The organism is Candidatus Thorarchaeota archaeon (assembly GCA_021498125.1).
GTDB lineage: Archaea > Asgardarchaeota > Thorarchaeia > Thorarchaeales > Thorarchaeaceae > B65-G9.
Genome location: JAIZWL010000005.1, coordinates 100058 through 124364, shown reverse-complemented (window position 1 = coordinate 124364; position 24307 = coordinate 100058). Strand labels below are relative to the sequence as shown.

Sequence of the window (24307 nt, the reverse complement as noted above, 5' to 3'; positions counted from 1 at the left end):
CATGTGAAATCACATGACTAAAGAAGACCAATCTCAGAACACCAACAGCTACCCAGTAGATCGTTTCAATGGTTTCGGAGCATTATTGCATATATGTGGTGGCATAATCTTATCATATTGGTTCTTCACAATTGCGGAGAAAAAGTCAGTATGGCTATTTGGAGTGGGCTCCGGAAGCGTCGTACTATTTGTCATGGCTGGGCTCTTTATATTGATAATTCCAGGTACCGAATACATAAAAAAGACGGCTCACGTTACTGCAATTAGACTTGGTGTGCCCACATTCGTTGAAGATGATTATGTCAAATATAAAAGCCACATGCGAATCCTAGTGATTCTCGTAAATTGGAGTGCTATTGTGATATTTTTGTGGATCTGGCAACTTTTAGGACTTGCAGTGATATTCCTATTACCAATCATTCAAGATATTGCATTTTTTCTGTATGCGGCCCCTATTTTTGGCTATATCCTATTTGTAATATTCCTTGTTGCGTTTATAGATGAACATCTTCTCGTACGAATCCACGCTGATGCCAGACCGATTCTCGATGCTCTAAATGAAGAGAAAGAATATCCTTCCGAATCCGTAGGAAACAATCCAATTGATTCGGATGACGATGACCAAGTATGAGATGACCTGCAATTTTCAATATCATTGAGATTCGCAGTACATTACAATACAATATACCATTTCAATTATACATCCGATCATCTTGCGGCTGATCCTTACATTCATCTCGATTACTATGTACACCTTTTAAAACACGGGAGCACTACTACTACTAGTCTATTATTCCCCTCCTTAGAAAAGACTGTGGACACCGTTTTCGTGTATTTTCCTAGTTTCAGAAGTACGTTGTCGTGTTGAAACCATGACCGGGCCTTTATTAACGTGAGCATTTTTAGAATGGGTAAAGAACGGTATCTGGCCCCTGTCGAAAAATCGGCGCGGACGCGCACGGCGTTCGCATGGCCTGCTCATGTGGGGTGCTCACCACCACTCCACATAGCGGTTTAAGAAGCTCGTAGTCATGTAGAAACCAGCAGAACCATCGGAGCTACAACTTTTCGCAACAGAAGTTTCCAAAGTACATAATCATGTTGAAACATCTCGTGTTCTGTGATCCTAGCATATTGGGTCAAAAGATTACACAAGAATGATGTTGTGTTGAAATATGGGCTCACGGCTCCGGATTTGTTTCATTTGATCGTCCTTGGTCTAACAAGCAGCAATAATATTGTTGCGAACACACAAAGCAACAGCGACAGATCAAATGCTGCAAGCTTGCCGATGTTATCCCACGCCCAACCGAGAAGCATTCCTCCCGGAAGAGCACTTAATCCGATGGACATCTGAAATGCGCCAATGATGCTTGCGCGTCGCTCTTCCTCTACCAAGTCAGATACAAAACTTGTCTGAACTGGGTCAAGAGCTCCATTGGTCAGCCCAAAGAAGATCATGAGTGGGATGGCCGTAAACCAGTCGGTGACGAGGTGGGTCCACAATGAAGTTATTCCTAGAAGGACAAACGCAGCCAAGAGGATCGGCCTACGCCCAACTCTATCAGAGGCACGACCAAACGGATACGCGGAGGCTGCGTAAACCGCCGTGAACAAAATATAGAATAATGGAAGTTGAACATCGGTGTAACCAAAATCCGCACTGAACAGGATCAGGAATGAATAGCTATATGTTCCCAGTGCCAGCATGATCGAGGCCACAAGGAACATCTTTAGGTCGCGATTGAGACCTCGAAACGAGACCCCCTTGAAGACATTTTTCCCGTGGTGTTCCTTGATAAACAGAACTATGATGAGGACTGAGAGACCGGCAGGAATCGCAGCAAGGATGAATGTCCAAAAATATCCCAAGTACATGAAGAGGAAAAAGCTGAGAGTTGCTCCGACCACTGCACCCGCCGAGTCCATTGCTCTAAGGACCCCGAAGGCGCGACCACGATTCTTTTCCTCAGCATGTGCTGCGACGATCGCATCTCTTGGAGGACCTCGCATCTTGCCTATTCGGTCGAGGGCCTTATAGAAGAGGATCTGCCAGAAGGTCGCCGAAAAGATGAACATGAATCGGCCGATCAGCGACAATAGATACCCGCTCGTGATGAAGGACTTTCTCTTTCCGGTCTTATCCGAAGCGTACCCTGATGCAAGTTTGGTCAGAGAAGTTATTGTGATTGCCATGCCATCAATGATTCCGATCTGAAAGAGATTGAGCCCCAGTCGATGAGAGAGAAACGTTGGCCAAATGGGCGCAATCATATCGGAACCCATATCGTTCAAGAATGAAGCAGTACCAAAGACCATTGTGGGATCTCGTTCATCAACGTTGTCAAGTTCAGCATCGTTCTCTTGGGAAGGTACGGGGCTCTCTTGGTCGTCGCTCGTAGAGTATGCCTCCAGTCTTGCTGAATATCATTGCAAACGGCCATATTTATTTGCTATCGTGATATGAACCGTTGATTGTAAGATGGGCCGTCTTGGACAGACGTCACGTCCGCCGTGTTCACACAGCAACGGCTGTGGGCAACAACTCCCTTCACATCATGCCAAAGGTCCTATTTGAGATATCCTACTTGAGATAGGATGGGAATAATTAAGTTTCTATCCACTTTGTCCACAAATGTCCAAGTCATCTTATATTAAATATACTCTCTACATGGCTTATTGCTGCTACTTCTTGATTCCGTTAGTTCCCTCAGGGAAGCAAAGCTTCCCGCATCATTCTTCTATGGCGGCCTAACCAAGCCCTGAGGGAAGATAACAGATTGTTCTTATATTTTGAAACTATCCGGATATCATCGCGATTATTAATCCAATCCCATAAATTGCAATTTGTACCATCAACAGGATCAAGCTAATTGAAGCGATTAACTTGTACTTGGAGATATCCGCACAGATAAAGAATAAACCAAGAACACTAAGAATAAGCACTACTATCACTAGTAAGAACGTAACGATCAATGCGGGATTTACATCACTACCACTCGAAGATAACATCAAGATCAATGATGAGAATGATGAAGACTCATAGAATAACAACACTACAAATACAATGAGATGTGGTATTGATTGATAAATTGATTGCGTTTCAGAACTCATAACAAAACACCAATGAAAAAACATTCATCATCTATCTTAAAAGTATGATGTACATTAAATTGTAGAGAATTATCCTTATGAGTTGTTCACTTCGGTGAGAACAATTGTATTCATCGCCAGTACACTAAAATTCGAAAGCGCCCTCTCGTGAGTGGGGGAATATTAGATGAAGAGTGAGAGAGAGGATTGCATAAAAGAATTTGAGGAATACGTCTGCGGGGAAACATCATGGTCTAATTCCGTACGAGTTCCGAAATATGTGCTACCAGTCGCATTTGTATTTACTCTCCTGCTTTTGGGGCTGATAGCACTTGTTGCAATAATTGTCGGGATGCACCTCGAAGAACCTTCAACCAACCTTCTTCCGTATGAGATATTGGCACTACTTGTGCTTGTCACCATGATCGTTATCCGACCGATTGCATTTAGTATGAATGTGTATACAGAGATGAACCAGCAGTTGGGGTATCAAGGCCTGAACCGTAGTACCCTTACCATGATGCTCTCAACGCTCGATCAACTTTACCACGGACTGCCCAGAATCTCAGACTGGAGAACATCTGATCGCAACGTCATGGGTCTCCACCAACCATTTGTCATCGACCTGACCATTAGAAATCTCAAGATCATAATGCCCGAGGAATTCGAGAAATGGCATCAGGTCATTAAAGACCCTCTTGACAATGCCGAGAACCCGCTGAATCCATATATTGATGATGTCCTTGTTTTTATTGGGATAGTTGGGCTTCTATCTTATTTTGGACTACCTCTCTTCGTAGCAGTCTTTGGTCCCCCCGATTTCAAAATCCTCATGACTTTCCTGATCGCATTCGCTGTGTTTTTCGTGATCTGTATTTTAGTTATTATTTTGGACGCAAAAGACACTCCAAAGAGAAAAGATCGACTGCGACAATATACTGAGACATCTGAGATCAAAGAAGCAACGTATGAGATGATCACGAGTTACATCGCCACTCTTCAGGATGTTCTCCCGTGCCCCATGCAAGCCTACTTGATCGGACAATATCCAGGGGCATTATGGACGGGGCGATCCCTTACTTCATCCACGGGTGTTACGCTCCATGAATGTTTCATACTCCCACACGACATTGCACCTCCTCCAGAGTGGAAAGAGTTGGATAGCTTCTGATCGTGAGGCATCTCGTGTCACGTGAGTGACCAATCTCAGGCATGTATTATCGACAGGACCCAAACCTTGCGGTGCCACGACCTACGGATCACTTGTCCAGAACTGTCAAAGGTAACTATGCTTGCTGAGGCCGTACGTACTTGAATAGGAGATTATTTGTATCGCAATTAGGTCGCTACAGAGTAAACCGGAGTGGAGCCATTTGATTCTACGGAAAGGCACTCTTGTAAAAGTAAAACTACACGAGGTCGTGTTCCCAAATATCTGCCCTGTCTGTGGCAGACCTGCAACTCATCCATTTACTGTATCGACCAAATCAAAAGCTCCTCCAGCACGTGTAACTCTCTGGGGTATTGAGAAGCCCTCCTATCCATCAGTCGAACCACTCCGGATCAAGCTCTCAGTGTGTGATGATCACTGGCATGAGATGCGACGCTACGAGGATGTATCAGCAATAAATGTGGTAGTTGGGTTTTTGGCGATTACAGCCGGTCTGCTTATTGCCACACATATTGCATTCAGGTTGTACGATAGGCTTCCCCTCGACATCTTTACGATCCAGGTCTTCATAGCAGTGATCGTTCTAATAGCCGCCGTCATGTATCTCTTGGGCCCAACAAGCCTTGGTCAATCGATAAGAATCGTAGACGGTAATCTCGGAACAGGCGTTGCTCTCTTAGCAATTAGAAGTCACGACTACGTTGAGATCCTTGTACGCCAAAATCCAAGTTCGGTCGTGAAAATTATCCGGTGATGCAGCACACGTTCGCATTTTTACGCCAGTCGATAGAGCCATATTTAAGAATGTGAATGTCCTTCACATGAACAATTCTCGAGCAAAAGTGTATTTTGGCTCAATACAACATGGTGCAAGAGCCAAGTTTGCCTCAATCGGTGCGAAAGTGGACGAGATCATCAAGAGGCTGGATTTTTCGACAATTGAGAAAAAGGAAAAGGTCGCAGTCAAAATGCACCTTGGTTTTGGTGACGGCTACCAGACAGTACCCGTGTTCTTCGTGCGAAGGATTGTAGAGGCAATAAAGGCACAAGGCGCGTTCCCGTTCATCACAGATAATCCAACATCAGTATACAATGCAGTCTATCGCGGATACACTCAGGAGACCTGCGGATGCCCGATCATTCCCATCTCCGGTGTAAAGGATGGCTATACGTACACTCGCGTGACGGAATTTCACGGAGTGACTGAGATGGAGCTCGCAGGGGCTCTGTACGATGCCGATGTTCTTGTTGACCTGTCACACGTGAAGGGTCACAACTCATGTGGTTTCGGTGGTGCGATCAAGAACATTGCACTTGGTGGTTTCGCAGCAAAGACTCGTTGGAAAAAATATCATACTGTAGGTCAATCAATCCCTTACTGGAATGCTGACAAGTGCACACCGAAACATGCCAAAGAACTTGTCAAATCCTGCCCGCAGAAGGCTATTAGTTACGATGAAGAAAAGCACAAGCTCACGATCTCATTTGACATGTGCAACCAATGCATGGAATGTATCAAGGCTGATGAGGGAGTGGGTTGTCTAAAGATCCGACAAGAGAATTTCTCAGTATTCCAAGAGATGATGGCCCTTGGTGCAAAACATGTCTTGGATACATTCGATAAGGACAAGATCTTCTATCTCAGTTTTCTGCTTGACATCACGGCATATTGTGACTGTTGGGGATTCGGACAACCTCATGTGGTCAATGACATTGGTGTACTGGGAAGCCGCGACATTGTCGCTATTGAGCAGGCCTCACTGGACCTTATCGCAAAAGAGGGTCTCATCGAGAAGATGATCCCGCCATTCATAAATGCCAATCTTGACCCAACGGTCGATATGCATCCTTTTGCCCGTCTGCATGGTCCCATGAAAGATCCATACCTTGCAGTCAGATACGCTGAGAAGTTAGGCCTTGGTACATCGGAATACGAGTTAGTAGAGGTCCTCTCACCTGAAGAGACCATGAAAATGAAGCCTCCCAAGGGAGTCAGTGAAGAAGAGCCTTCCTTCTTCTAAGCTACGATCACTTCTACGACCTTTGAACAGGCATTTGCCCGTGCCTGTTCATACCTCTGTCTATCCAGTAAATTCATAATCCACAATGCTCTACGAATTTGACAACAAGAGGCATAAAACATGGCAGTTCCACCACCGATAGAATTGATTCTATTTATTTTTGAGCAAGTAACTTTCATCTCGGGAGCAGTCCTGATGTATCGAACATATTCACGATACGAATTCGCTTCGCATCTGTATATGATTGGTGCATTTCTCTTATTGTCATTCAGCTCCGCCATGAGGTTGATAACAAGCACTATTGATCCTACTGCCTTGGAGACAGCAGAATTATCTTGGAGTGCAGCAAACTTTTTCCTAATCTCGGGAATAATTTTCATTTTTTATTCGTTCTTTTACTTTCAATACAATCAGCTTCCCGGAAGAGCAAACATCGCATCGATCCTTGGTGGAGCGACCCTGATGGCCTACATCAATCGTGACTGGTTCACTGTGTCCTATGATTCCAGCACGGGAATGTTTACCGCCTCCTACTCGCCAGTAGTAAACTTTCTAGTTATTCCCCTCATCGTATTATTTATTATTGTATTTCTACTCCCTATCGTCACCAAGATACGACTCGCAAAGAATCGAAAGGCGAAGGCGGATGCAGCCAGTCTTCTCATAGTACTCATATTTCTCCTGACATGGGCGGCTATGTCTGCATTCACGTCGTCACCGATCGTTCGAGAGTTCCGTCCCTTCTTCTTTGCAGCAGGGTGGACCGTCTGGATATTGCTGACCTTTCGGAGACCGCTAAATCTGATATTCACTCAACGTCGGTTTGAGAAGTTACTCGTGATGACCGATGCGGGATATCCGGTTCTGATGTATGACTTCAAGACCACAACTCTTGAGGATCCCTCGCTCTTCTCTGCGCTCTTTACGGCCCTGCAGACAGCACTCAGCGACCTTCTAAAAGCGGACACGACTCTTCGTTCGATCTATTACGAGAATAAAGTCGTAAGCATTGAGAAACGGGCCTCAGTGAGCATTTTTGGAATCGGGGATGAACCTGATACCGCGTTAATGGTCGCGCTACGCGCCTTTTGCCAACAACCTGTTCGAGACCTATCCGGTTCTTCGGACTACTGACGGAGCACTGACAAACTTGACTCTTGACTCGAAGGCCATTGAACGGATTGTGGCTCAATCATTTAGCAATGTAATCTTTTGAAGGGCGGTTTCTTGTTCCAACAATGTTTAACAGAGCTAGAATTACTGGGGCAATATAACCACAGAAAAGCAATATAACATAGAAGTATGTGCCACAGTATTAGTGGAGGATGAAATTTCTGCCCACCCGGAGAGTACGACACCCAGCCACAATAGCCTTCGTCCTCAAGGTTGCAGACATGGTCCGACGAGGCGATATGGATCTGGTAGTGGACTCTCTAAAGGGATATTGGCGCGACAAAAAGGCGTATCCATGGCATCGTATCTTGAACGACCTTGCTCGAAAGGGACCAAAGACTCTCAGCGAGAAAGAGATTACCGAGTGCATCGGGCTTCTCCGCGATGGCCTTTTTGCTTCGCTGGATATGCTCTCGCTCAATGTACCTCTGAACATCACTACTCGTGAATTACTCGACATTGTTCTCAAGGATTCATCATGGAAAGCAGGTCGAAGGGCTGCCAGAAACCATTGTGCAACCCTTGTCAAAGAAATGATCGATGCTGGAAAGACGGAACTTTTTGCACTCACAGGACTGGAACATGATGGTTTCAGATACCTGGTCCCTGATATCATGAGAAAGCGGTTGGAGATCTTTGAGGCCGCCCGTCCCGAGATCAAAGATGATGCTTACGATCTAAAGCCCTTACGAAAATGTTTACTCGGTTGCCTGCTGCTACGCCAACTTGACATTACAGCTACAAAACTGGCTAAAGATGATCCTCGTGCAGAAGAACTTCTTACACTCCATTCGCATATCCTTCTTGATATGGAGTTGGAAGAGAGCTCGTATGTTATTGATCCCGAAGCGACCGCGCAGGTCACCTTGAACGGAGAGATCATTGACGAGGCAGAAGAACCGGAGGAGCCAACTGAAACAAAGGCACATTCTGAAGAATCTGATGTTCAGGTGCCTCTGACAGAGTATATCGCAAAGGATAAGGCCGCACCCCCGAAGAGACCAAAGAAGAGCAAGACAACCCGTTCCAAGGAGGGCTCCACGAAAGGCACGAGAAAAGGCACTAAGAAAAAGAGTACGAAGAAAAGACCCCCGAAGAAAAGACGTAGCACGAAAAAGTCCAAGACCAAAGAAAAGGAGGCGTCCTGAGCTGTCAGAAGAGATTGATATTGACAAGCTTGAGATGAAGCATATCCGTGCGTTACGAGGAATCTGGACCTCGATTGACTCTCCTGATGCAAAGGTCATGTACTCAGCCGCAGGCAAGATGATGGCATACCCCAATGGAAAGGGGATCTTACCAAAGGCGGTAGATCTCTTTGAGGCTGAGGATATGACTGTACGCAGGCTCATGTTTCGGACTGCTGCTCGAAATGTCTTTGGAGATTATATTACGCTAATGTTTTCATCGTTTGTAAACATCACCCCTGCTGAGCGAGAACAGGTGTTACAAGTCATTGAAGAGAAATTCAGATACGAGGGCGGCCCCCAATCTACAACCCAGCACAAGCTCTGGATCGAAGCACTGGAGAAATTGGGACGCGAACATCAATCCACCGTCTTCGGGATCATGGCGTATCTGGGGCGATTAGGCACAAAATGGGTGACTGATAAGATTAAGAACCACATTGAGACCGTGTCATACGGTGCGATACAGCGGCTGACATTCTTTCCAGAGGCCACACGCAAACGATTGATCCCTATATTGATACGAAAGTCGTTGGAACGTAAGCGTGAGCTCATCCCGTATATCTTGGACATTCTTGACAGTGCAACTATCCGTTACGCGGAAATATTTTTGAAAAATGGCAACTGGAGAGAACGGGTACTTGTGGCCACCCGTATGGCTGAGCTTGGAATCGTATCCAGTACAGGGATAGTACTAGACATTCTTGCAGATACGGATTGGCGGGTGAAACAGGCCCTACTTGAAAGCGTTAATCTCAAGGAGAGTAAGTTCCCGGCGGTAATGAAAGTACTCAGTTACGTTGCAACAGACTCCCACGCTCGTGTTCGGGGTGCTGCTGAACGTCTGATCCTTCGTCTTGGGGTCGAACTATGTGCGGATTCGGATCTTGAAACCCAACGAAAACGAATCCAAAAAAAATACCGCAAACAATTACTCCGTGCGGCACCTCTCAATAAGGACATTGATTCGTCATGGTTGGGTGTTGAGATCCAAGCCGATGCGACGATCCCGTATATTGAAGATGTCTCCGAAGAGGGCTTAGAAGGAGTGAGCCTTGAGGATTTTGAGGATACTCCGGATAAAGAACAAGGCAGTCCACAATCACCTACTGCCTCGGCGCTACTTGCTGCTCTCAAGGGCGCTCGCGCTGCTGCGTCTGAAGACAAGTCAACAGCCACCCTTGCCAAAAAATTTCTCAAGAGTGAGACCCACCAGACAACACAAGATATGATCGTAGAGGTGATCAAAAAACTCTCAGACGGGATCGGAAAAGATGTACCTCTTGACGCTCTTCGCAAAGAACTGGCGGCTGAGGGGATCGCCGATGCCGAGTTTGACAAGGCGCTCTCAGATCTCGAACGAGAAGGGATCATCTATCAGTCCGGGAGAGGTACTGTCAGCTATGTTGAGATGGACCTCTAATCCGAAGACTGATTAGCTACGAAGTCAATGACTGAGTCTGAGGTGTTGATATGAGCAAGACCACCCTGATCAGAGATGGAACCATCGTGACTGTTGACTCTTCACAGAGTGTGATCGACCGTGGTTACGTCTACATAAAGGACGGGAAAATTGATGAGATCGCTGAGGGTGAACCTTCACAGTCCGCCGATACCATTATTGATGCAAATAGGTGCATTGTGGCACCCGGAATCATCACTGCACACACTCATCTCTATGGAATCCTGTTACGAGGAGCTACACTCAACATTCAACCTCCACAAGACTTTGCACAGGTTCTTCAGCGCGTCTGGTGGCCCGTAGATGAGGCCTTGACCGTTGACGATGCCTATGCGAGTGCCCTCTCGGCCGGTGCTGAGATGCTTAGAAGCGGTTCTACATTCTATGCGGATACCTATTCCGGTCCGAACTCGATCGAGGGCAGTCTTGAGGCGATCGCACGGGCCACGGAAGAACTTGGTATTCGTGGAGTCATTGCATTTGAAGTGACCGAGAGGCATTCTCCGGAGGAGGCAGAGGCAGGTCTCGAAGAAGCCTTACAGTTCGCCAGATCCGATCTCATCAAGTCACATCTGGTTTCCATGATGATCAGTGTTCATGCCTCATTCACCGTCAGTGACGGTCTCATCGAAAAAGCAGCAGCCATTGCAAACAGGCTGGATGTCCCGCTCACCATCCACGCCTCGGAAGGACTTGTTGATCTCTATCATAATCTCGAACGCTACGGGGAACGTACTATTGAACGATTGGATCGACTGGGAGCGCTCGGCCCACAGACGGTCTTGGCACATTGTGTCCATGTCAACGAGAACGAGTTGGACATCATGACAGAGAGGGATGTCGCTGTTGTTCATAATCCCATGAGCAACATGCTCAACGCAGTAGGAGTGGCTCCAATTTTGGAAATGCTTGAGAGAGGGATTCGTGTCGGGCTGGGAAATGACGGCTGGATCTTCGACCCGTTCGAGAACATGAGAACAGCCCTGACCATCCATAGATTGGCAAGTGGGAATCCAAGTGCCATAGGGCCTGATGCAATCCTGAAGATGGCAACAATTGACGGTGCCAGATGTTACGGTGTTGCAGATCGGCTTGGGAGCGTTGAGGTCGGAAAGGACGCAGATATTGTGGTCATTGATGGATCGAGACTGCCAACCCCTCTTAACGCACATACTGCAATTGGTCATCTTCTCAATAGTGTTGGTAATCGCGATGTCCGAGATGTTCTTGTACGAGGGACAGAGGTGGTTCATGACCATCACCTCACTAAAATAGATCCTGATAAAATAATCACACTCTCCCGTAAGAGCGCTCAAGCCCTATGGAAACGATTGGGATGAATACTGCGCCAGAGGTGATGAGAACAATCACTGACGCAATGCCGTTTAGACAACCTTTTTCCTTCGCGTGGAGAAGGTCAAAATGATGACTTCATTAGATCCGGCATTAACTTACACAGGTCCAATCTTCGATGCTCATACTCATGCAGTTGACCTTGACCATCTTGATCTTCAGGTGCGAATTGGAAAAAAGTACGGCGTGAAAAAGGCATTACTCATTGTACATGGGGATTCGATCGAACCTATTGAGCGACGCTATCCCCGTTTGTTTGTCTATGCAAAATATTTCTCGGGTCGGCTGCTGATGGGTGGCGAGATTGATACCGCGATCAGAGAAGCCAAGAAAATGCAAGAGGAAGGTTATTCCGTAGCAAAGCTGCATTTTGCCCCCTTTTGGAAGACCCGTCTGAAGAGACCTTCGGTCATCGCCGTCGATGATCCTTCACTAGACCCTTTGTTCGACGTGTTTCGTGACCTTGATATTCCGGTGCTCATCCACATTAGTGATCCTGACACATATTACGCTACAAAATACCCCGCAGAAGAATTTGGCTCTAAAGAAGATCATCTACAACAGTTCGAGAATCGCATGAAACGCAGTCCTAGAGTTCGTTACCAAGTTGCTCATTTTGGTGCTCAGCCAGAGATCCATAGACTTGATAATCTTGGACGTTGGTTCCGTGATAATCCGACCTTATCCGTAGACACAGGGTCGGCACGATGGATGGTTCGTGAACTGGGCAGGGATACTAAACGCGCCCGCGAATTCCTAATCCGATATGCAGATCGTATTATCTTTGGTACGGATTGCGTTTCCCGTACAAATGATGTTAGTTACTACGAAGGTCGCTATCTATCAGAACGCTTGCTCATGGAGACTGATGTTACACAAGTGCCATTGCCCTTTGTTGATACTGATACAATTCTTTCAGGTGGAACAATCATAAATGGACTTTCGCTACCTCAAGATGTGATTGATAAGATTTATTGGCAAAATATAACGAATATTATAAATATTACTACTATTTCGGATTAGTTAACTGTTAGATTGCCGAGTTCCCTCATCTCTTTCGATCCTTTACTATTTCCTTAATTAATTCGAAGGGTTCTGGCCTAAAAGGATCTTGGAGTGGCCATGTGACTGTAACAGTAGTTGCAAGAAGGTATTGCCGTTGGTCTTCACTATATCTGAAATATTTAGTGCGAGGTAAATCCGAATTTTTTGCAAAAGCCCATTCCCATTTCTTCTGGAATGGAAAAAGATTAACTGCTAGTAAATCAAATTCTCCGACAAGTAAACAGGTAGTTTTTATTTTTTCCCCACTGGGTAAGGTTATTTCACGACTATCACTAGCATCAACCTGTGCTTTAGCGATATAAGTCCCATCTTCAAGTTTTCTGACCGTACTTGTTTGCAGCGACTTTGATTCAATGAGAATATTCACACCGTCATAGGTAAAAAACAAATCACCTTTCTTATGGCGATCATGATTATCATGTTTGCCTACATCATGAAAGATTGTTGGAGAAAACCAAATCTCCCGAAGTTTATATTCAGCAACATAGCCAAAGAGAAAACCCCGCAAACTAGGATTATTTATGATTATTTCGTCAATATCCCTGAGTGTCACTTGCCACTCATCAAATATCGTAGTAGCCATACTACACACCAGTACTTCGTGTTTTTTTAGTTTTAACAAAAACGATAAAATACGAATGATTTTTTCTCGCATGTACCTGTTTTTTTATTCTGCTGACAGCAGGACGATTAGTTCTTACTACAATAAACAAATCTTTTGTATAAAATCCGATTGACTCATATTCATTAATAATCTCGACGTGTGTCAAGTTTTGTCGGTTAGCACTCACTTCGTCCTGACATTTGACTATAAGAACACCATTTTCTCGTAATACACGATATGCTTCACTACCTGCCTTGAAATACATATCCAAGACTGCTGCATGATATTTTGGTCCAGTTTTGATCTTACGAGCAGAGCCATCAGAGTACGATTCTCTAAAAGTGGCGTAGGAACCATTACCTGCCAAATGCTTTTTACTACGTCGATAGAAACCTTCCATATATGGTGGATCAAGAACTACACAATCAATACTATTATTTTCATATGGTAATTTCCTGCAATCAATACCCGTTTTAATATCGGATGGAAGTAGCTTGTACCAATCCTTAGGCACTTTTTTCCAAAATACCCCTTTTCCATATGTCACATCTGCGATAATACTACCTTTAGGCACATGCAGTTTCAGAATATCAGGGAAAATGTCTTCGTTATTGCCTACAAAAGCACTAAAAATCAAATCGGATGTTGTAAAACCTTCGGGCTGTTTTCTTTTTCCCGCACTATCTACATCAGCATCCCCACTCACATCAAAATCAGACAGTCGTGATTGATCCATCATTGTCCGTTGTCAATCCGTAATAAACTCTTATCAAACTATCGTCCTTACAGCCCTTTTTAATCCCGGATGTTTTTCACATATTGAAATTTGAGTGGTACTACATAAGCAATCTTAATAATCACAGTATGTTTCTCTTAATTGCTTTTCGCAAGTCGTGTAGACTTTAAAATATGAATACTTGATAGAGGTCTTCTGATGAAAGGCGTTGGAATTAGAGGCATTTTAATTATTGAGAAAGGTTCTGGACTTCCTCTTCTGTATCAGCGCCTTGACCCGCGACTCACAGACATCGATCCAGTACTTGTCGCAGGATTTCTTGGTGCCCTTCAGAGTTTCTCAAAAGAGATTGTCGATCAACAAGCAGGCGAATTTCAAGTCGATTATGGAAAGCGACTGATGACACTAGTCACTGGGAAATATACTATTTTTTCCGCGTTCAGTGATAAGGTCACGTCAGAAATTGTAGAGATTTTGCGAGAGCTTCAAGCAGAGTTCGAAAAAAGATATTATGAGTCCAGTGATCGAACAATTTCGGGAGTGGTTGACAATCTGTCGCAGTTTGATGAGTTCCGACAGATAATAGTGGAACAAGTAGGAATTCAAAACATATCTGAAAATTGGGTACCTGAATTTACAAGTCAAAACGCGGCATCGTGGCTGACCGAAAACCTGCGAAGCCTGATTAACGGAAAGAATGACATCAATCTAATAGTACAGAACAGTGATATCCCCTCAGATAAGGTCCTAAAAGTCATCACTCACATGTGGACCAGCGGGGACATAGTCTTTCGAAATCTTCTGGAGCCAACTGACATTTTGATCTCGACTCGTAATCTTTACAAATATATTAAGACAAACTCACCTGAACAAAAAGAATTGCTCTCGTACTCTGAGGAATTGGCAAGACTCCTTCCAGAAGTCGTATCGCATCTTGATGGGCGCACTTCGGTAAAGAACCTCATTGATCAGTTTCAACCACGAGTCTATCGGCTTCTTGATTACTTGTTTGAAAAAGGAGCTGTTGAGGTCCTCAGTCCCGAAAAGAAACGAATTCTCTGGTCAAAAGAGATACTGGATCTGGCAATCCAACGTTCGCTTAAGTTCTACAAATCCGAAAAGATCATAGCAGCACTACGAGCGGCTGGGCAACAGTTAGAGAAACCCGAAATCATGTCAGAGATCAGGATATGGAATAGTCAAATCGATATCAACTATAGTTTTGAGATGTATGAAGGTCTGACACCGCGACAGGTATCGGATCTACACACGGCATGGCTTGAACTAATTAGACGGTTCATCCGTGGACTACCGGACCACAAGAAGACCAATTTCATCAAAGCACTCGCGGACAGTGTTCAGGAAGACTTTTTCTCAAAATACTCTGAGAAAGAGATGGCCGGATTCGACGAGATCTCGTTCTTCTTGGAGGAACTGCTCGCATTCTCCTCATGAGTATGTCCACATAACCTAAATAATCCATCATTCATTCTGATGTAGCGAGCTAAAATGACAGAAATCAATCCTGAAGAAGCTGTAGAAATCAAGCCCGGTCTCTGGTGGGTCGGCTGGCCGGACTATGATGCGGGCTTCTCCAACAACCCCTATCTGATTGTTGAAGAAGACCAAGTAATACTTATCGACCCGGGCTCGCGCCTCGACAAACATTGGAACTGGGTGAAAAAGAAAGTAGAATCTGTAGTACCACTTGATGCCATTACAATGGTCATCGTCCATCATCAGGACCCGGACCTCTGTGCGGCAATTCCACTCATTGAACAAGTCGTGGGCGTCAATAATTTCGAGATCGTCACTACAGAACGAACTGCCCTCTTCATTCCTTACTACGATGTCAAGACAGAAGTCACTGCTGTGGAAGATGGTACCACAATAGAAATCGGGAAGGATCATGTGCTTGAATTCATCACTTCCCCTTACCTGCACTTCCCCGGAGCAATGGTGACGTACGACGAGAAGTACAAGATCCTCTTTAGTTCGGACATCTTTGCAGGCTTTTCTGTAGATTGGTCACTATATGCGAACGAGTATTATCTCGAAGCAATGAAGGTATTTTCTCAACCGTACCTGTCGGACCATCGACATGTGGTCAATTTCCTGCGTAAGATCGACCCGCTCGACATCGACATGATCTGTCCTCAGCACGGATCGATCATACCACGTGACAAAGTAAAAGAGGCCATAGAAACCCTGCGTAATCTGGAGGTGGGTGTATGGGAGTAAGTGAGGAAACTATGCAACAACTAATTGGAACCCTTGTTGCGCGGGGTCTCGGAATCTATGGACGAGAGCGCATGGCAAAAATCTGTGAGTCAGCAGGTATTGCCTTGCTCGATGATGATACAACAGACTGGCTTGCAGATGATAAAGAACGAGCACTCAACGACTTTCTTGTGAACTATGCTCAACAGAACATTGCTGCTCGAATGACAGTAATGGTCTTGGCAAAGCGTCATGGAGTACCAATCCCTGACAAGATACAACGCAAGAAACGGATCACTTCACGTTTTCGAAGGCTCTTCAGACGTAAATAACTCGGACGGTTTTGCCGTTGCTACGGTGATACCACAAGTAATATCCAAGACAACGAGTATATCTCTAGTCATCTTCGGGAGGTATACTCGTTGAACATTGGTGTCCAGATAGAACCGCAGTTTGGTTTTTCATTTGATGATGTCAAGACTATCGCCCTGGCTGCTCGTGACGGAGGTTTCACAACTCTCTGGTTCTCGGATCATTTCATACTAAACGAGACAGCTACTGACAAGATACTTCTCGATCCTTGGCTAATGATGTCGGCATTGGTCCGTGAGGTTGAAGACATCCGCGTAGGTGGTCTTGTCTTTTGCAATTCATATAGACAACCAGCGCTTCATGCCAAGATGGGAGCGACCGTCCGGGACCCTTGACGTGCTCTCGAATGGTCGTCTCGAATTTGGGATCGGCGCAGGCTGGAACGAGCTCGAATACAAGGCCTATGGTTATAGATTCCCCTCGGCAAAGGTCCGGATCGAACAACTGGCAGAAGCGATACAGATCATTTGTGGAACGTGGACGAACAAACGATTTTCATTCCATGGAAAGCACTACTCCGTAGAGAATTTGATCTCGTTACCAAAGCCTGTTCAGAGACCGCATCCGACTATCTGGGTTGGAACCATGAGAGCGCGGTCTTGGATGCTCAGCATTGCCGCTCAATGGGGCGACGGACTGAATGTTGCGTGGAGTTTCTCAATTGAGGACTGTAAACACATCTTCAGCGAGCTTGATACGCTCATCAAAAAGTATGGACGAAGACCACAAGATGTGAAACGATCTGTTGGATTTTGGACAAGAATATTTCAGACGCGGACGGAGATGGAACAACAGATAATTGAGGGCGCAAGACAACGTGCAATTCCTATTGAGGACTATCGCAAGAGAGTAGAATCATCGTTGTGGGGAACTGTTGACGATGTTGTTGACAAATTAAGAAGGTATGAATCTCTAGGAGTATCCCATGCAATCCTGATGTTGCCACGCGATCAAGAATCGAACAGATAAGATTGCTCACAGATGCGATGTCTTGACCACAAAATAAGCGTAATTGACTCACCACAGAATCAAAGACTCAACGCGGCATAAAAAAACCTTCAGGGTCTGTAAGATCTTTAGTGAGACTTTCGCAGATCCAAAATTTGTAGGCACATGCATATTTTCGACCAAGGAGATCAAGATAGCATCTCGAAAAGAGTATTCTAATAGCCAACATATATCTATAGAACAGGGTTCCTCGTGGCACTATCTCAGTGATGCAATTCACTTGCCGGGAACGAGGCGAGTCCCCAGGCTCACTCCACTTGGTCACTAATGACACCCTTGGTTCTCTGAGCAAGTTCAGATAGGTCTTATCGCCATAGATTTCAATTGCGCCCAGTCTATTACGATCTATTGAAGATTCATCAAGATGTAGATCACGAAAGAATTCAAAACGTTCAACTATGGTGTCATCAAAAGGGCGACCCTGAAATGAGAGCAATTTGCCTTCAATGTCATCAATTTTCTTTTCGATTATCTCGTCTTTTAAGGTCAAAAAGACAAGCTTGGGTGCACAATTAATCGGAAACGGGAGAATTGGATTTAATGAACAGATGATTGTGCTAACGACTGATGTCAGATACAGTTTATACAGAGTAGTTTCAGGGTCTTTAACAAGTTCGGGGATTCTAAGATGCGATTGAAAGACCACGTCGGGAATCACGTTCAGCGGATAGACATAACGACCACTCTCCAAGGTGAGCTCTATCCTCCGGAGTTCTCGGTCGATGAAAATGTTGGGCGTATCCGCCGGATTAACCATAAATATCACCGATATACTGGGTCATATTCCTAAATCTATGTGAAGTAGTTTCCTACTATTAATGTTCGCTGGATATCTTGTGTTCACTCATCAATGATTGAATGGTTGAACAAGACTGTATTTCTCAATACAAAACCGATCACGCGATTTAATATTTGAAAATATGCACTGCTTTAAGGGGCATCAAACAAAGCCTTGAATGCGGCAGGTTCTGTACCCTCAGCAATTGGTCGAATACGATAGTCCGGATAAGTATGACTCAGTTTTGCAGCAACTCGTGTGCCAACAAGTTTTTTCACAACATCGGCTTTTTGACCACGCCACAAATAGATGATCTTGTTCTCATGATCAATGAAGACAAGGACTTTACTGGTATCTAAGGAATCGATCGTTTCTCCGGTCGATACAAGTTTTGCATGCGAGTCAACTTCAAACCGTTCTATTGTCAGAGAAACACCTCCGCAGCAGGTGAACTTGGGGTTCGTGACTTATCATCATTTCCTGCGTCTATACCAATACATGAGTGTATGATAAAATACACGCATTATCAATATCAAAACATCTGTGTCTTATAGGATATCGATTCCACTCTTAACGTCCCCCCTTACGGGGATAACTGCGGGGGTAACGACGACCTTGTTACGAACCGATGAGCTCGCGGATTCTTTTCTCGGCGGTCTTTTCCGCCGCGCGTTCTGATCCCCAGTCAAGTCCTAGAAGGCCTTTCTTCCCCCCACTCGCAGAAATCGTGACAAGTCCCGTATTGCGCTCAAGATCATACTCTACGACAATGACAATAGTCTGATTGCTATTAGTACGCAGCACATATTCGTCGCTCACAAAGAGTGAAACGATATTTGAGCCAAAACGCCAGTTTTTTCGAATTATTCTACCATAGTGTGATGAACAAAAACTTGTTACTTTATTTATATCTATATCAGAAAGTGACACGGTTCGCATGTTCGCATTACCCCCACATACTACAATATCCATTCTGGATTTGAACTTATAGTTCTCTGTGATGCGATGAACAGCAGATCCTCGCAAATTATTTGGTTTAATTATCCAGCATTGGTCAGAAATGACACGAGGAATAGTAGTATGGCTGTGAGGATTCCTGCAAAGAGAGTCTTGGCACCATAGCCCCAAATACTCTTTTTCGATACGGATCCCAGAAAGAGACCTAACACAAAGAGCAAGAGCATAGAGATTATTATTGCGATGTAAAAGGACATCTGCCATTCTAAGATTCCCATGGGCACAAAGAATAACGGGAGAATGATGATCATTGCTGCGACGGCCGGGGAGAGACCATCTACAAGTGCGACGACGATCGAAGTCGTCCGGGATGCCTTTGCGTACATCGAGTGGCTCATGTCTGTTAACATCGCTTTGCCGATCTCTTCAACCTCACGCTCGCGTTCAGCGGTCTCAGCAAGATACGATCCGCTGAGTCCTGAGACTGCCATGGCAATACTGGTCCCTGCCGCTGCCAAAAGAATAGCATTGAATCCCGGTGTGGGATTAGAAGCATTGATAGTCAAGAGCCCACCCATAATAAGGCCAAGCATGGTCAAAGCACCGTCAAAGGCATTCATGGCCAAATAGCGCCGGGCGATCTCGACTCCATGAGTAAGCTCAAGGGCTCGCATAATATTTGCCACCCATCCGATATGATGGGCGTCAGTTCGGGAATCGTCACTAGACTGATTCAAAGGGCTCGTTACCTCATTATTCTAGATGCTAATCGTGACTCATCGCTTAACCAATATAAGGCCGTTGGTCGTGAACCGAATACCGAGTCTCAAAAGTTATAATTATTTGAATCACGAGTATGCGATTTATACAGAGATGGATGTTTACAATACATAAAAGTAAAATAGCAAACGTGGTCATACAGGACACAATCAGGTTACGTCGTACTTAAGAGTGGAGAAATTTGGAGACGGATGGTAAGATCGATACAATCCTTGATCGTCCACGAGGCTTAAGATTCATCGGACTCACACAGATGCTCTTTGGATTATTGGGTCTTTTTGCAAGCATCGGACTTTTGGCAGCATATATCAACGGGCTTCCACAGCTAGCAGACTTGGGTCTAGCATATGTTCTCTTGTTGTTCTTTGGAATCGCAGTCCCTGGATTAGTCATTGGAAACTATGTGGACGATCTCCGACGAAACGCGGTCATTGCTCAGATACTATACAGCCTAATGGCAGTGATACTGAGTGGCTATTTTCTCTACTGGAGAGGAATCGGGTATCACTGGACGTTCCCGTTCTTTGGGTACACGCTCGATATCTTTGTGGGCAATCTTGCGTTGGGGATCCTTCTCATTGAACTCACATTTGCGCTCTATCTCATAATTCGCTGGAACAAAGTAGTACCACCGCCAGGTGTCAAGATCGTACGCGACAAGCGCAAGGCGTTAATGATCGAACGGGGAATCTTACCATCTCCGCTTGAGCCAAGAATTCTAGGCCCTGATGGACAGCCACTGTCGCCAGAGGATGAAAAACGTGTCTTAGAAGTTCGAACGATGAAGACCAAAGAGGGAATGGCAATTCTCTGTTCGAACTGTGGTGGTGCAACTCCCATTTCAGAAATTGGGCCTGATAATACTGTCAAATGCCAATACTGTGGAGTCACGCTTGGCGTAAGTAGTGTCTTTGTGCCTTGCACGAACCATCCCGAGTATCTTGCAGCTACAACCTGCGCAGTATGTGGTAAACCGTTTTGTCGCAGGTGCTTGACCGCCCAAGAGCCACCTGTGGATGATCGATGGAAAGGGTCCACAATCTTTCTCTGTGAGACCTGTTTCAACGGGCGTTATCGACCTGCTGTCACAACCGCGTCTCTCGTGATCCCAATAGATGAACTCTTCACGCAAGCAGGCGGCAGATTCAGTAAGATCGGTTCGATCTACAAGAGGTTCTTAGAGGGCTATGCAAAGTCCATGAGATACGTATTGGAATTCGGCTTTCGCATAGCAGCGAGCATGGCAAAGGGTTCATCAAGGGGCGGCGGAAATGATGATGCGGCATCGGCCCTATTAATTCTCATACTTATCATAGTTGCAATTCCCGTAGCAGTAGCCGTTCTTATGCTTCTTGCAGGGATCGTCATCATTCCGCTCTTGTTCTATGCAGGTCTCATTAGCGTGACCATTCAGGCGGTTCGGATCATACGGCATACGGACTTTGTAAGTCTTGCCGAGGCACGTGAGCGTGGCATCGCAATCCGCAAGCCTGTTCGTGCTCCTGCTACACCTATGAGAACAGGACACCGCTCGTGGGAGGCACGTGCGAAATCAAGACCGGAAAATCCCGCACTGCGGATACGTGAGGATGGTCTCTTTAACCAGTATGACAACTATGTAAGGAGGACATGATCATGACAGAGGCAGGGACTCATCCACGAACGATCATGTGTCCGGTCTGTGGAGGACAGGTCACCATCCAATATGAAGACAAAGTGAATCGCTGCGAGTATTGTGGCAGTCCAGTCTTGGGCCCGAGCCAGAGTCGTGATTGTGTGAATCACCCGGGCAGGCTTGCAAAGGGCGTTTGCCATGTCTGTGGCGATCTCATTTGCGAAGAGTGCATGGAACGTCGAGTGGGAGATTACGGTGGCAAATTGCTCACCATAGTCAATTGCAGAAAACCTGCATGCGTGAAGGCCAGCGAATGGGCACGACCATTAGACGAAGAATATCAGCGGCTCACCAATATGGACTGGGCGGATCATATTGACAATGTGATTCTCAGGGTGACAGGTCTGGGAGGGATCATCTTTATGCTCCTAGAGCTCATGTTCATCCTATCACTATTCTATATCCAGTATTTCACTCCATGGGGCCAAGCTGGTAACATTCCATACTATTTCTTCCCCGGAGACCTGATGATCATCCTCAGCATCATTGGGAACCTTCTCTCCGCAATAATAATGCAAGTCGCATTACAAGTGTACATTCACGAACGACAACTGAGTTCAGGAATAATCCTGCTTGTACTGCTGTTCGTAGAAGTCGCATACTTGGTATTCAGAGGTCTATTCTTCAATCTTCTCTCCTTCACAAATACTACTCTGATCGCCATATTTCTTGGAGGCTTTCTCACTGCGATGATTCTAGTCCTTGCAGGATCTATCATGGCCATCAAAGTGGGCTACAAGAAATACAAACAGTTCAAGTTCGCTGAAGAAGAGATAAAAAAGAGAAAGAGTGAGCAGCTCGTCACATCCGCGTGATCCGCAAGAGGTGTGGAGCTGCTCCGCATCGCCTCACTCAGAGACATCAAACAGATCAATGAGCCTGAACCGTTCAACATCGACTAGGCCACGGTCTGTGATCTTCAATTTCGGAATCACTGGAAGCGACATGAATGCCATTGCCATGAAGGGATCGTCAAGAGTGGTACCGATCTTGTGTGCTGCCTCTTTTAGTGCTTTGATCTTCTCGCTCACCTCTTCAATAGGGCGGTCAGACATCAACCCGGCAATTGGGAGCGGCAGAGATGCAAGAACTTGGCCATCACGGACGATCGCAATCCCGCCCTGCATTCGTACGATCTGGATCGCAGCCTCGATCAGGTCATGGTCGTTCGTGGCAATTGCCACAATATTGTGACTGTCGTGCGCGATCGATGAGACCATTGCTCCCTCCTTTATCCCCGTACCTTTCACAAACCCGATCGCGCGTGGTGCGGTGGCATTATGACGTTCAATGACGGCGATCTTTGCCAAATCCCTATCGATATCGGGGACTGCGAGGCCATCAACAACTCGGGTCTCCTCGATCAGTCGGTCAGTGATCAATTGATGCGGAATCATGCCAATCACGTTCATGTGGTCACCGCGTGCTTTGACTTGGAAGTCTTCGGGTTCGAGCCAGTGAATGTTAACAGAACGTCTGAGGCGGGGGGCTTCCTGAGATCCAAACTCACGAACCATCTCACCGTCCTTTGCAACCAGGGTTCCCTGCTTGAAGACCATCTTCACATCGACCTTCTCTAGTGAACCAAGAACGGTAAGATCCGCATGGTATCCCGGAGCAACAGCCCCAATATATTGAAGCCCATAGTGATTCGCTGTAGAGATGGTCGCCACCTTGATAGCAAGAATGGGATCGATTCCAAGAGCAATGGCGTCGCGTATCATTGAATCAATGTGCCCCTTTGCGATCAGGTCCAGCGTGTTACGGTCATCGGTCACAAAACTACAGAACATTGCCGTGTCAGGGGTTATGATCTTAGCAAGTGCGCGAAGATTCTTCGCAGTCGATCCCTCACGGATATGAATATGCATTCCAACAGCGAGCTTGCGCTTGGCCTCCTCAAAGGTGGTGCATTCGTGCTCTGATGAGATCCGTGCGGCAGCATAGGCATTAAGATCGTAACCATCAATACCTGGGGCATGACCGTCAATTCGCTTCTCCATATGCAGTGCAAGAGCGATCTTGTCCAAGATGACGGGGTCTCGATATATGACTCCAGGATAGTTCATAGCCTCTGCAAGTCCCAAGACATAGTGTTCTGTGAGTAACGGCTTGATGTCCAGAAAATCAAGAGCTACGCCATTGGTCTCGAGATCGGTTGACGGGACACATGATGGGACCATGATATAGAACTCCAGTGGCCCACCGCGCATGCTCTTACTCATGTAGAGGATTCCTTCAATCCCGAGAACGTTTGCGATCTCATGTGGATCAGCAACGACAGCTCCTGTACCGTGCGGTACAACTGCACGAGCATATTGAATGGGCATCACCATTGATGATTCAACATGTACATGACCGTCAATAAATGAAGGAACAACAAACTTGCCCTTCAAGTCGATAACTTCATTGCCCTCATACTTTCCAACACCTGCTACATAATTACCATATATTGCAACATCTCCCTCGTCAATCTCGCCCGTGAATACATTTACAACTGAGGCGTTTTTTAGAACGAGGTCAGCCCTCGTTCTTCCAGATGCAACATCAATCATCTGATCGAGGGGATAAGTCTCTGACCTTGATAGAAACATTATCAATCACCATTTCAATTTCCATGTTCAATACATCAGTCGGTGAAAAGGTTTCCTA

General features: G+C 45.7%; 22 protein-coding genes and 1 pseudogene. 15 read left to right on the top strand and 8 right to left on the bottom strand.

Going from position 1 to position 24307, the window contains the following annotated elements; all coding sequences use genetic code 11:
- Positions 1–13: 13 nt before the first annotated feature.
- Positions 14–631, top strand: coding sequence for a hypothetical protein (locus K9W43_11525; GenBank protein ID MCF2137851.1), 618 nt, complete (start codon positions 14–16; stop codon positions 629–631).
- Positions 632–1200: 569 nt separating this feature from the next.
- Here K9W43_11525 and K9W43_11520 read toward each other — a convergent pair.
- Complete coding sequence (locus K9W43_11520; protein MCF2137850.1) at positions 1201–2319, bottom strand: MFS transporter; 1119 nt, start codon at positions 2317–2319, stop codon at positions 1201–1203.
- A 961-nt stretch (positions 2320–3280) separates the two neighbouring features.
- On the opposite strand from K9W43_11520, the gene K9W43_11515 reads away from it, so the two are divergent.
- The 8 genes from K9W43_11515 to K9W43_11480 all read left to right on the top strand — a co-directional run bounded on the left by K9W43_11515 (position 3281) and on the right by K9W43_11480 (position 12483).
- A complete protein-coding gene (locus tag K9W43_11515; GenBank protein ID MCF2137849.1) occupies positions 3281–4264 on the top strand; it encodes a hypothetical protein in 984 nt (327 codons plus the stop codon).
- Between the two features lie 202 nt (positions 4265–4466).
- Entirely contained in the window at positions 4467–5018 is a 552-nt protein-coding gene (locus K9W43_11510; GenBank protein MCF2137848.1) for a hypothetical protein, read from the top strand.
- A gap of 67 nt (positions 5019–5085) precedes the next feature.
- On the top strand, positions 5086–6285 hold the full coding sequence (locus tag K9W43_11505) for a DUF362 domain-containing protein (GenBank protein ID MCF2137847.1): 1200 nt from the start codon (positions 5086–5088) through the stop codon (positions 6283–6285).
- A gap of 120 nt (positions 6286–6405) precedes the next feature.
- Positions 6406–7419, top strand: coding sequence for a hypothetical protein (locus K9W43_11500; GenBank protein ID MCF2137846.1), 1014 nt, complete (start codon positions 6406–6408; stop codon positions 7417–7419).
- 191 nt (positions 7420–7610) lie between these two features.
- Complete coding sequence (locus K9W43_11495; GenBank protein ID MCF2137845.1) at positions 7611–8606, top strand: hypothetical protein; 996 nt, start codon at positions 7611–7613, stop codon at positions 8604–8606.
- A 34-nt stretch (positions 8607–8640) separates the two neighbouring features.
- A complete protein-coding gene (locus tag K9W43_11490; GenBank protein ID MCF2137844.1) occupies positions 8641–10068 on the top strand; it encodes a hypothetical protein in 1428 nt (475 codons plus the stop codon).
- Positions 10069–10118: 50 nt separating this feature from the next.
- Positions 10119–11447: an amidohydrolase family protein gene (locus K9W43_11485; protein ID MCF2137843.1), complete on the top strand. Its 1329-nt coding sequence runs from the start codon at positions 10119–10121 to the stop codon at positions 11445–11447.
- Between the two features lie 82 nt (positions 11448–11529).
- The gene (locus K9W43_11480) at positions 11530–12483 is read left to right on the top strand and encodes an amidohydrolase (GenBank protein ID MCF2137842.1); all 954 of its coding nucleotides are present in this window, start codon (positions 11530–11532) and stop codon (positions 12481–12483) included.
- Between the two features lie 25 nt (positions 12484–12508).
- On the opposite strand, the gene K9W43_11475 is transcribed toward K9W43_11480, so the two are convergent.
- Positions 12509–13108 carry a restriction endonuclease gene (locus K9W43_11475; protein ID MCF2137841.1) on the bottom strand — a complete coding sequence of 200 codons (600 nt, stop codon included), beginning with the start codon at positions 13106–13108 and terminating at the stop codon, positions 12509–12511.
- Position 13109: 1 nt separating this feature from the next.
- Entirely contained in the window at positions 13110–13868 is a 759-nt protein-coding gene (locus K9W43_11470) for a site-specific DNA-methyltransferase (protein ID MCF2137840.1), read from the bottom strand.
- Positions 13869–14063: 195 nt separating this feature from the next.
- On the opposite strand from K9W43_11470, the gene K9W43_11465 reads away from it, so the two are divergent.
- From K9W43_11465 to K9W43_11450, 4 genes and pseudogenes are all read left to right on the top strand, one after another.
- Complete coding sequence (locus K9W43_11465; protein MCF2137839.1) at positions 14064–15320, top strand: hypothetical protein; 1257 nt, start codon at positions 14064–14066, stop codon at positions 15318–15320.
- A gap of 54 nt (positions 15321–15374) precedes the next feature.
- Positions 15375–16106, top strand: a complete 732-nt coding sequence (locus tag K9W43_11460; GenBank protein MCF2137838.1) for an FprA family A-type flavoprotein — start codon at positions 15375–15377, stop codon at positions 16104–16106.
- Complete coding sequence (locus K9W43_11455; protein MCF2137837.1) at positions 16097–16417, top strand: hypothetical protein; 321 nt, start codon at positions 16097–16099, stop codon at positions 16415–16417. The genes K9W43_11460 and K9W43_11455 overlap by 10 nt, the downstream gene beginning before the upstream one ends.
- A gap of 90 nt (positions 16418–16507) precedes the next feature.
- Positions 16508–17426: pseudogene (locus K9W43_11450) on the top strand (LLM class flavin-dependent oxidoreductase).
- Between the two features lie 67 nt (positions 17427–17493).
- Here the strand turns inward: K9W43_11450 and K9W43_11445 are convergent.
- From K9W43_11445 to K9W43_11430, 4 genes are all read right to left on the bottom strand, one after another.
- Positions 17494–18222, bottom strand: coding sequence for a hypothetical protein (locus K9W43_11445; protein ID MCF2137836.1), 729 nt, complete (start codon positions 18220–18222; stop codon positions 17494–17496).
- Positions 18223–18395: 173 nt separating this feature from the next.
- Complete coding sequence (locus K9W43_11440; protein ID MCF2137835.1) at positions 18396–18548, bottom strand: hypothetical protein; 153 nt, start codon at positions 18546–18548, stop codon at positions 18396–18398.
- A gap of 313 nt (positions 18549–18861) precedes the next feature.
- Complete coding sequence (locus K9W43_11435; GenBank protein MCF2137834.1) at positions 18862–19062, bottom strand: hypothetical protein; 201 nt, start codon at positions 19060–19062, stop codon at positions 18862–18864.
- 221 nt (positions 19063–19283) lie between these two features.
- Positions 19284–19874, bottom strand: a complete 591-nt coding sequence (locus K9W43_11430; protein ID MCF2137833.1) for a hypothetical protein — start codon at positions 19872–19874, stop codon at positions 19284–19286.
- A gap of 287 nt (positions 19875–20161) precedes the next feature.
- On the opposite strand from K9W43_11430, the gene K9W43_11425 reads away from it, so the two are divergent.
- Entirely contained in the window at positions 20162–21613 is a 1452-nt protein-coding gene (locus tag K9W43_11425; protein ID MCF2137832.1) for a hypothetical protein, read from the top strand.
- Positions 21614–21615: 2 nt separating this feature from the next.
- Positions 21616–22470: a hypothetical protein gene (locus K9W43_11420; GenBank protein ID MCF2137831.1), complete on the top strand. Its 855-nt coding sequence runs from the start codon at positions 21616–21618 to the stop codon at positions 22468–22470.
- A 33-nt stretch (positions 22471–22503) separates the two neighbouring features.
- Here the strand turns inward: K9W43_11420 and ade are convergent, their stop codons facing one another.
- A complete protein-coding gene (gene ade, locus K9W43_11415) occupies positions 22504–24249 on the bottom strand; it encodes an adenine deaminase (protein ID MCF2137830.1) in 1746 nt (581 codons plus the stop codon).
- Between the last annotated feature and the right edge of the window lie 58 nt (positions 24250–24307).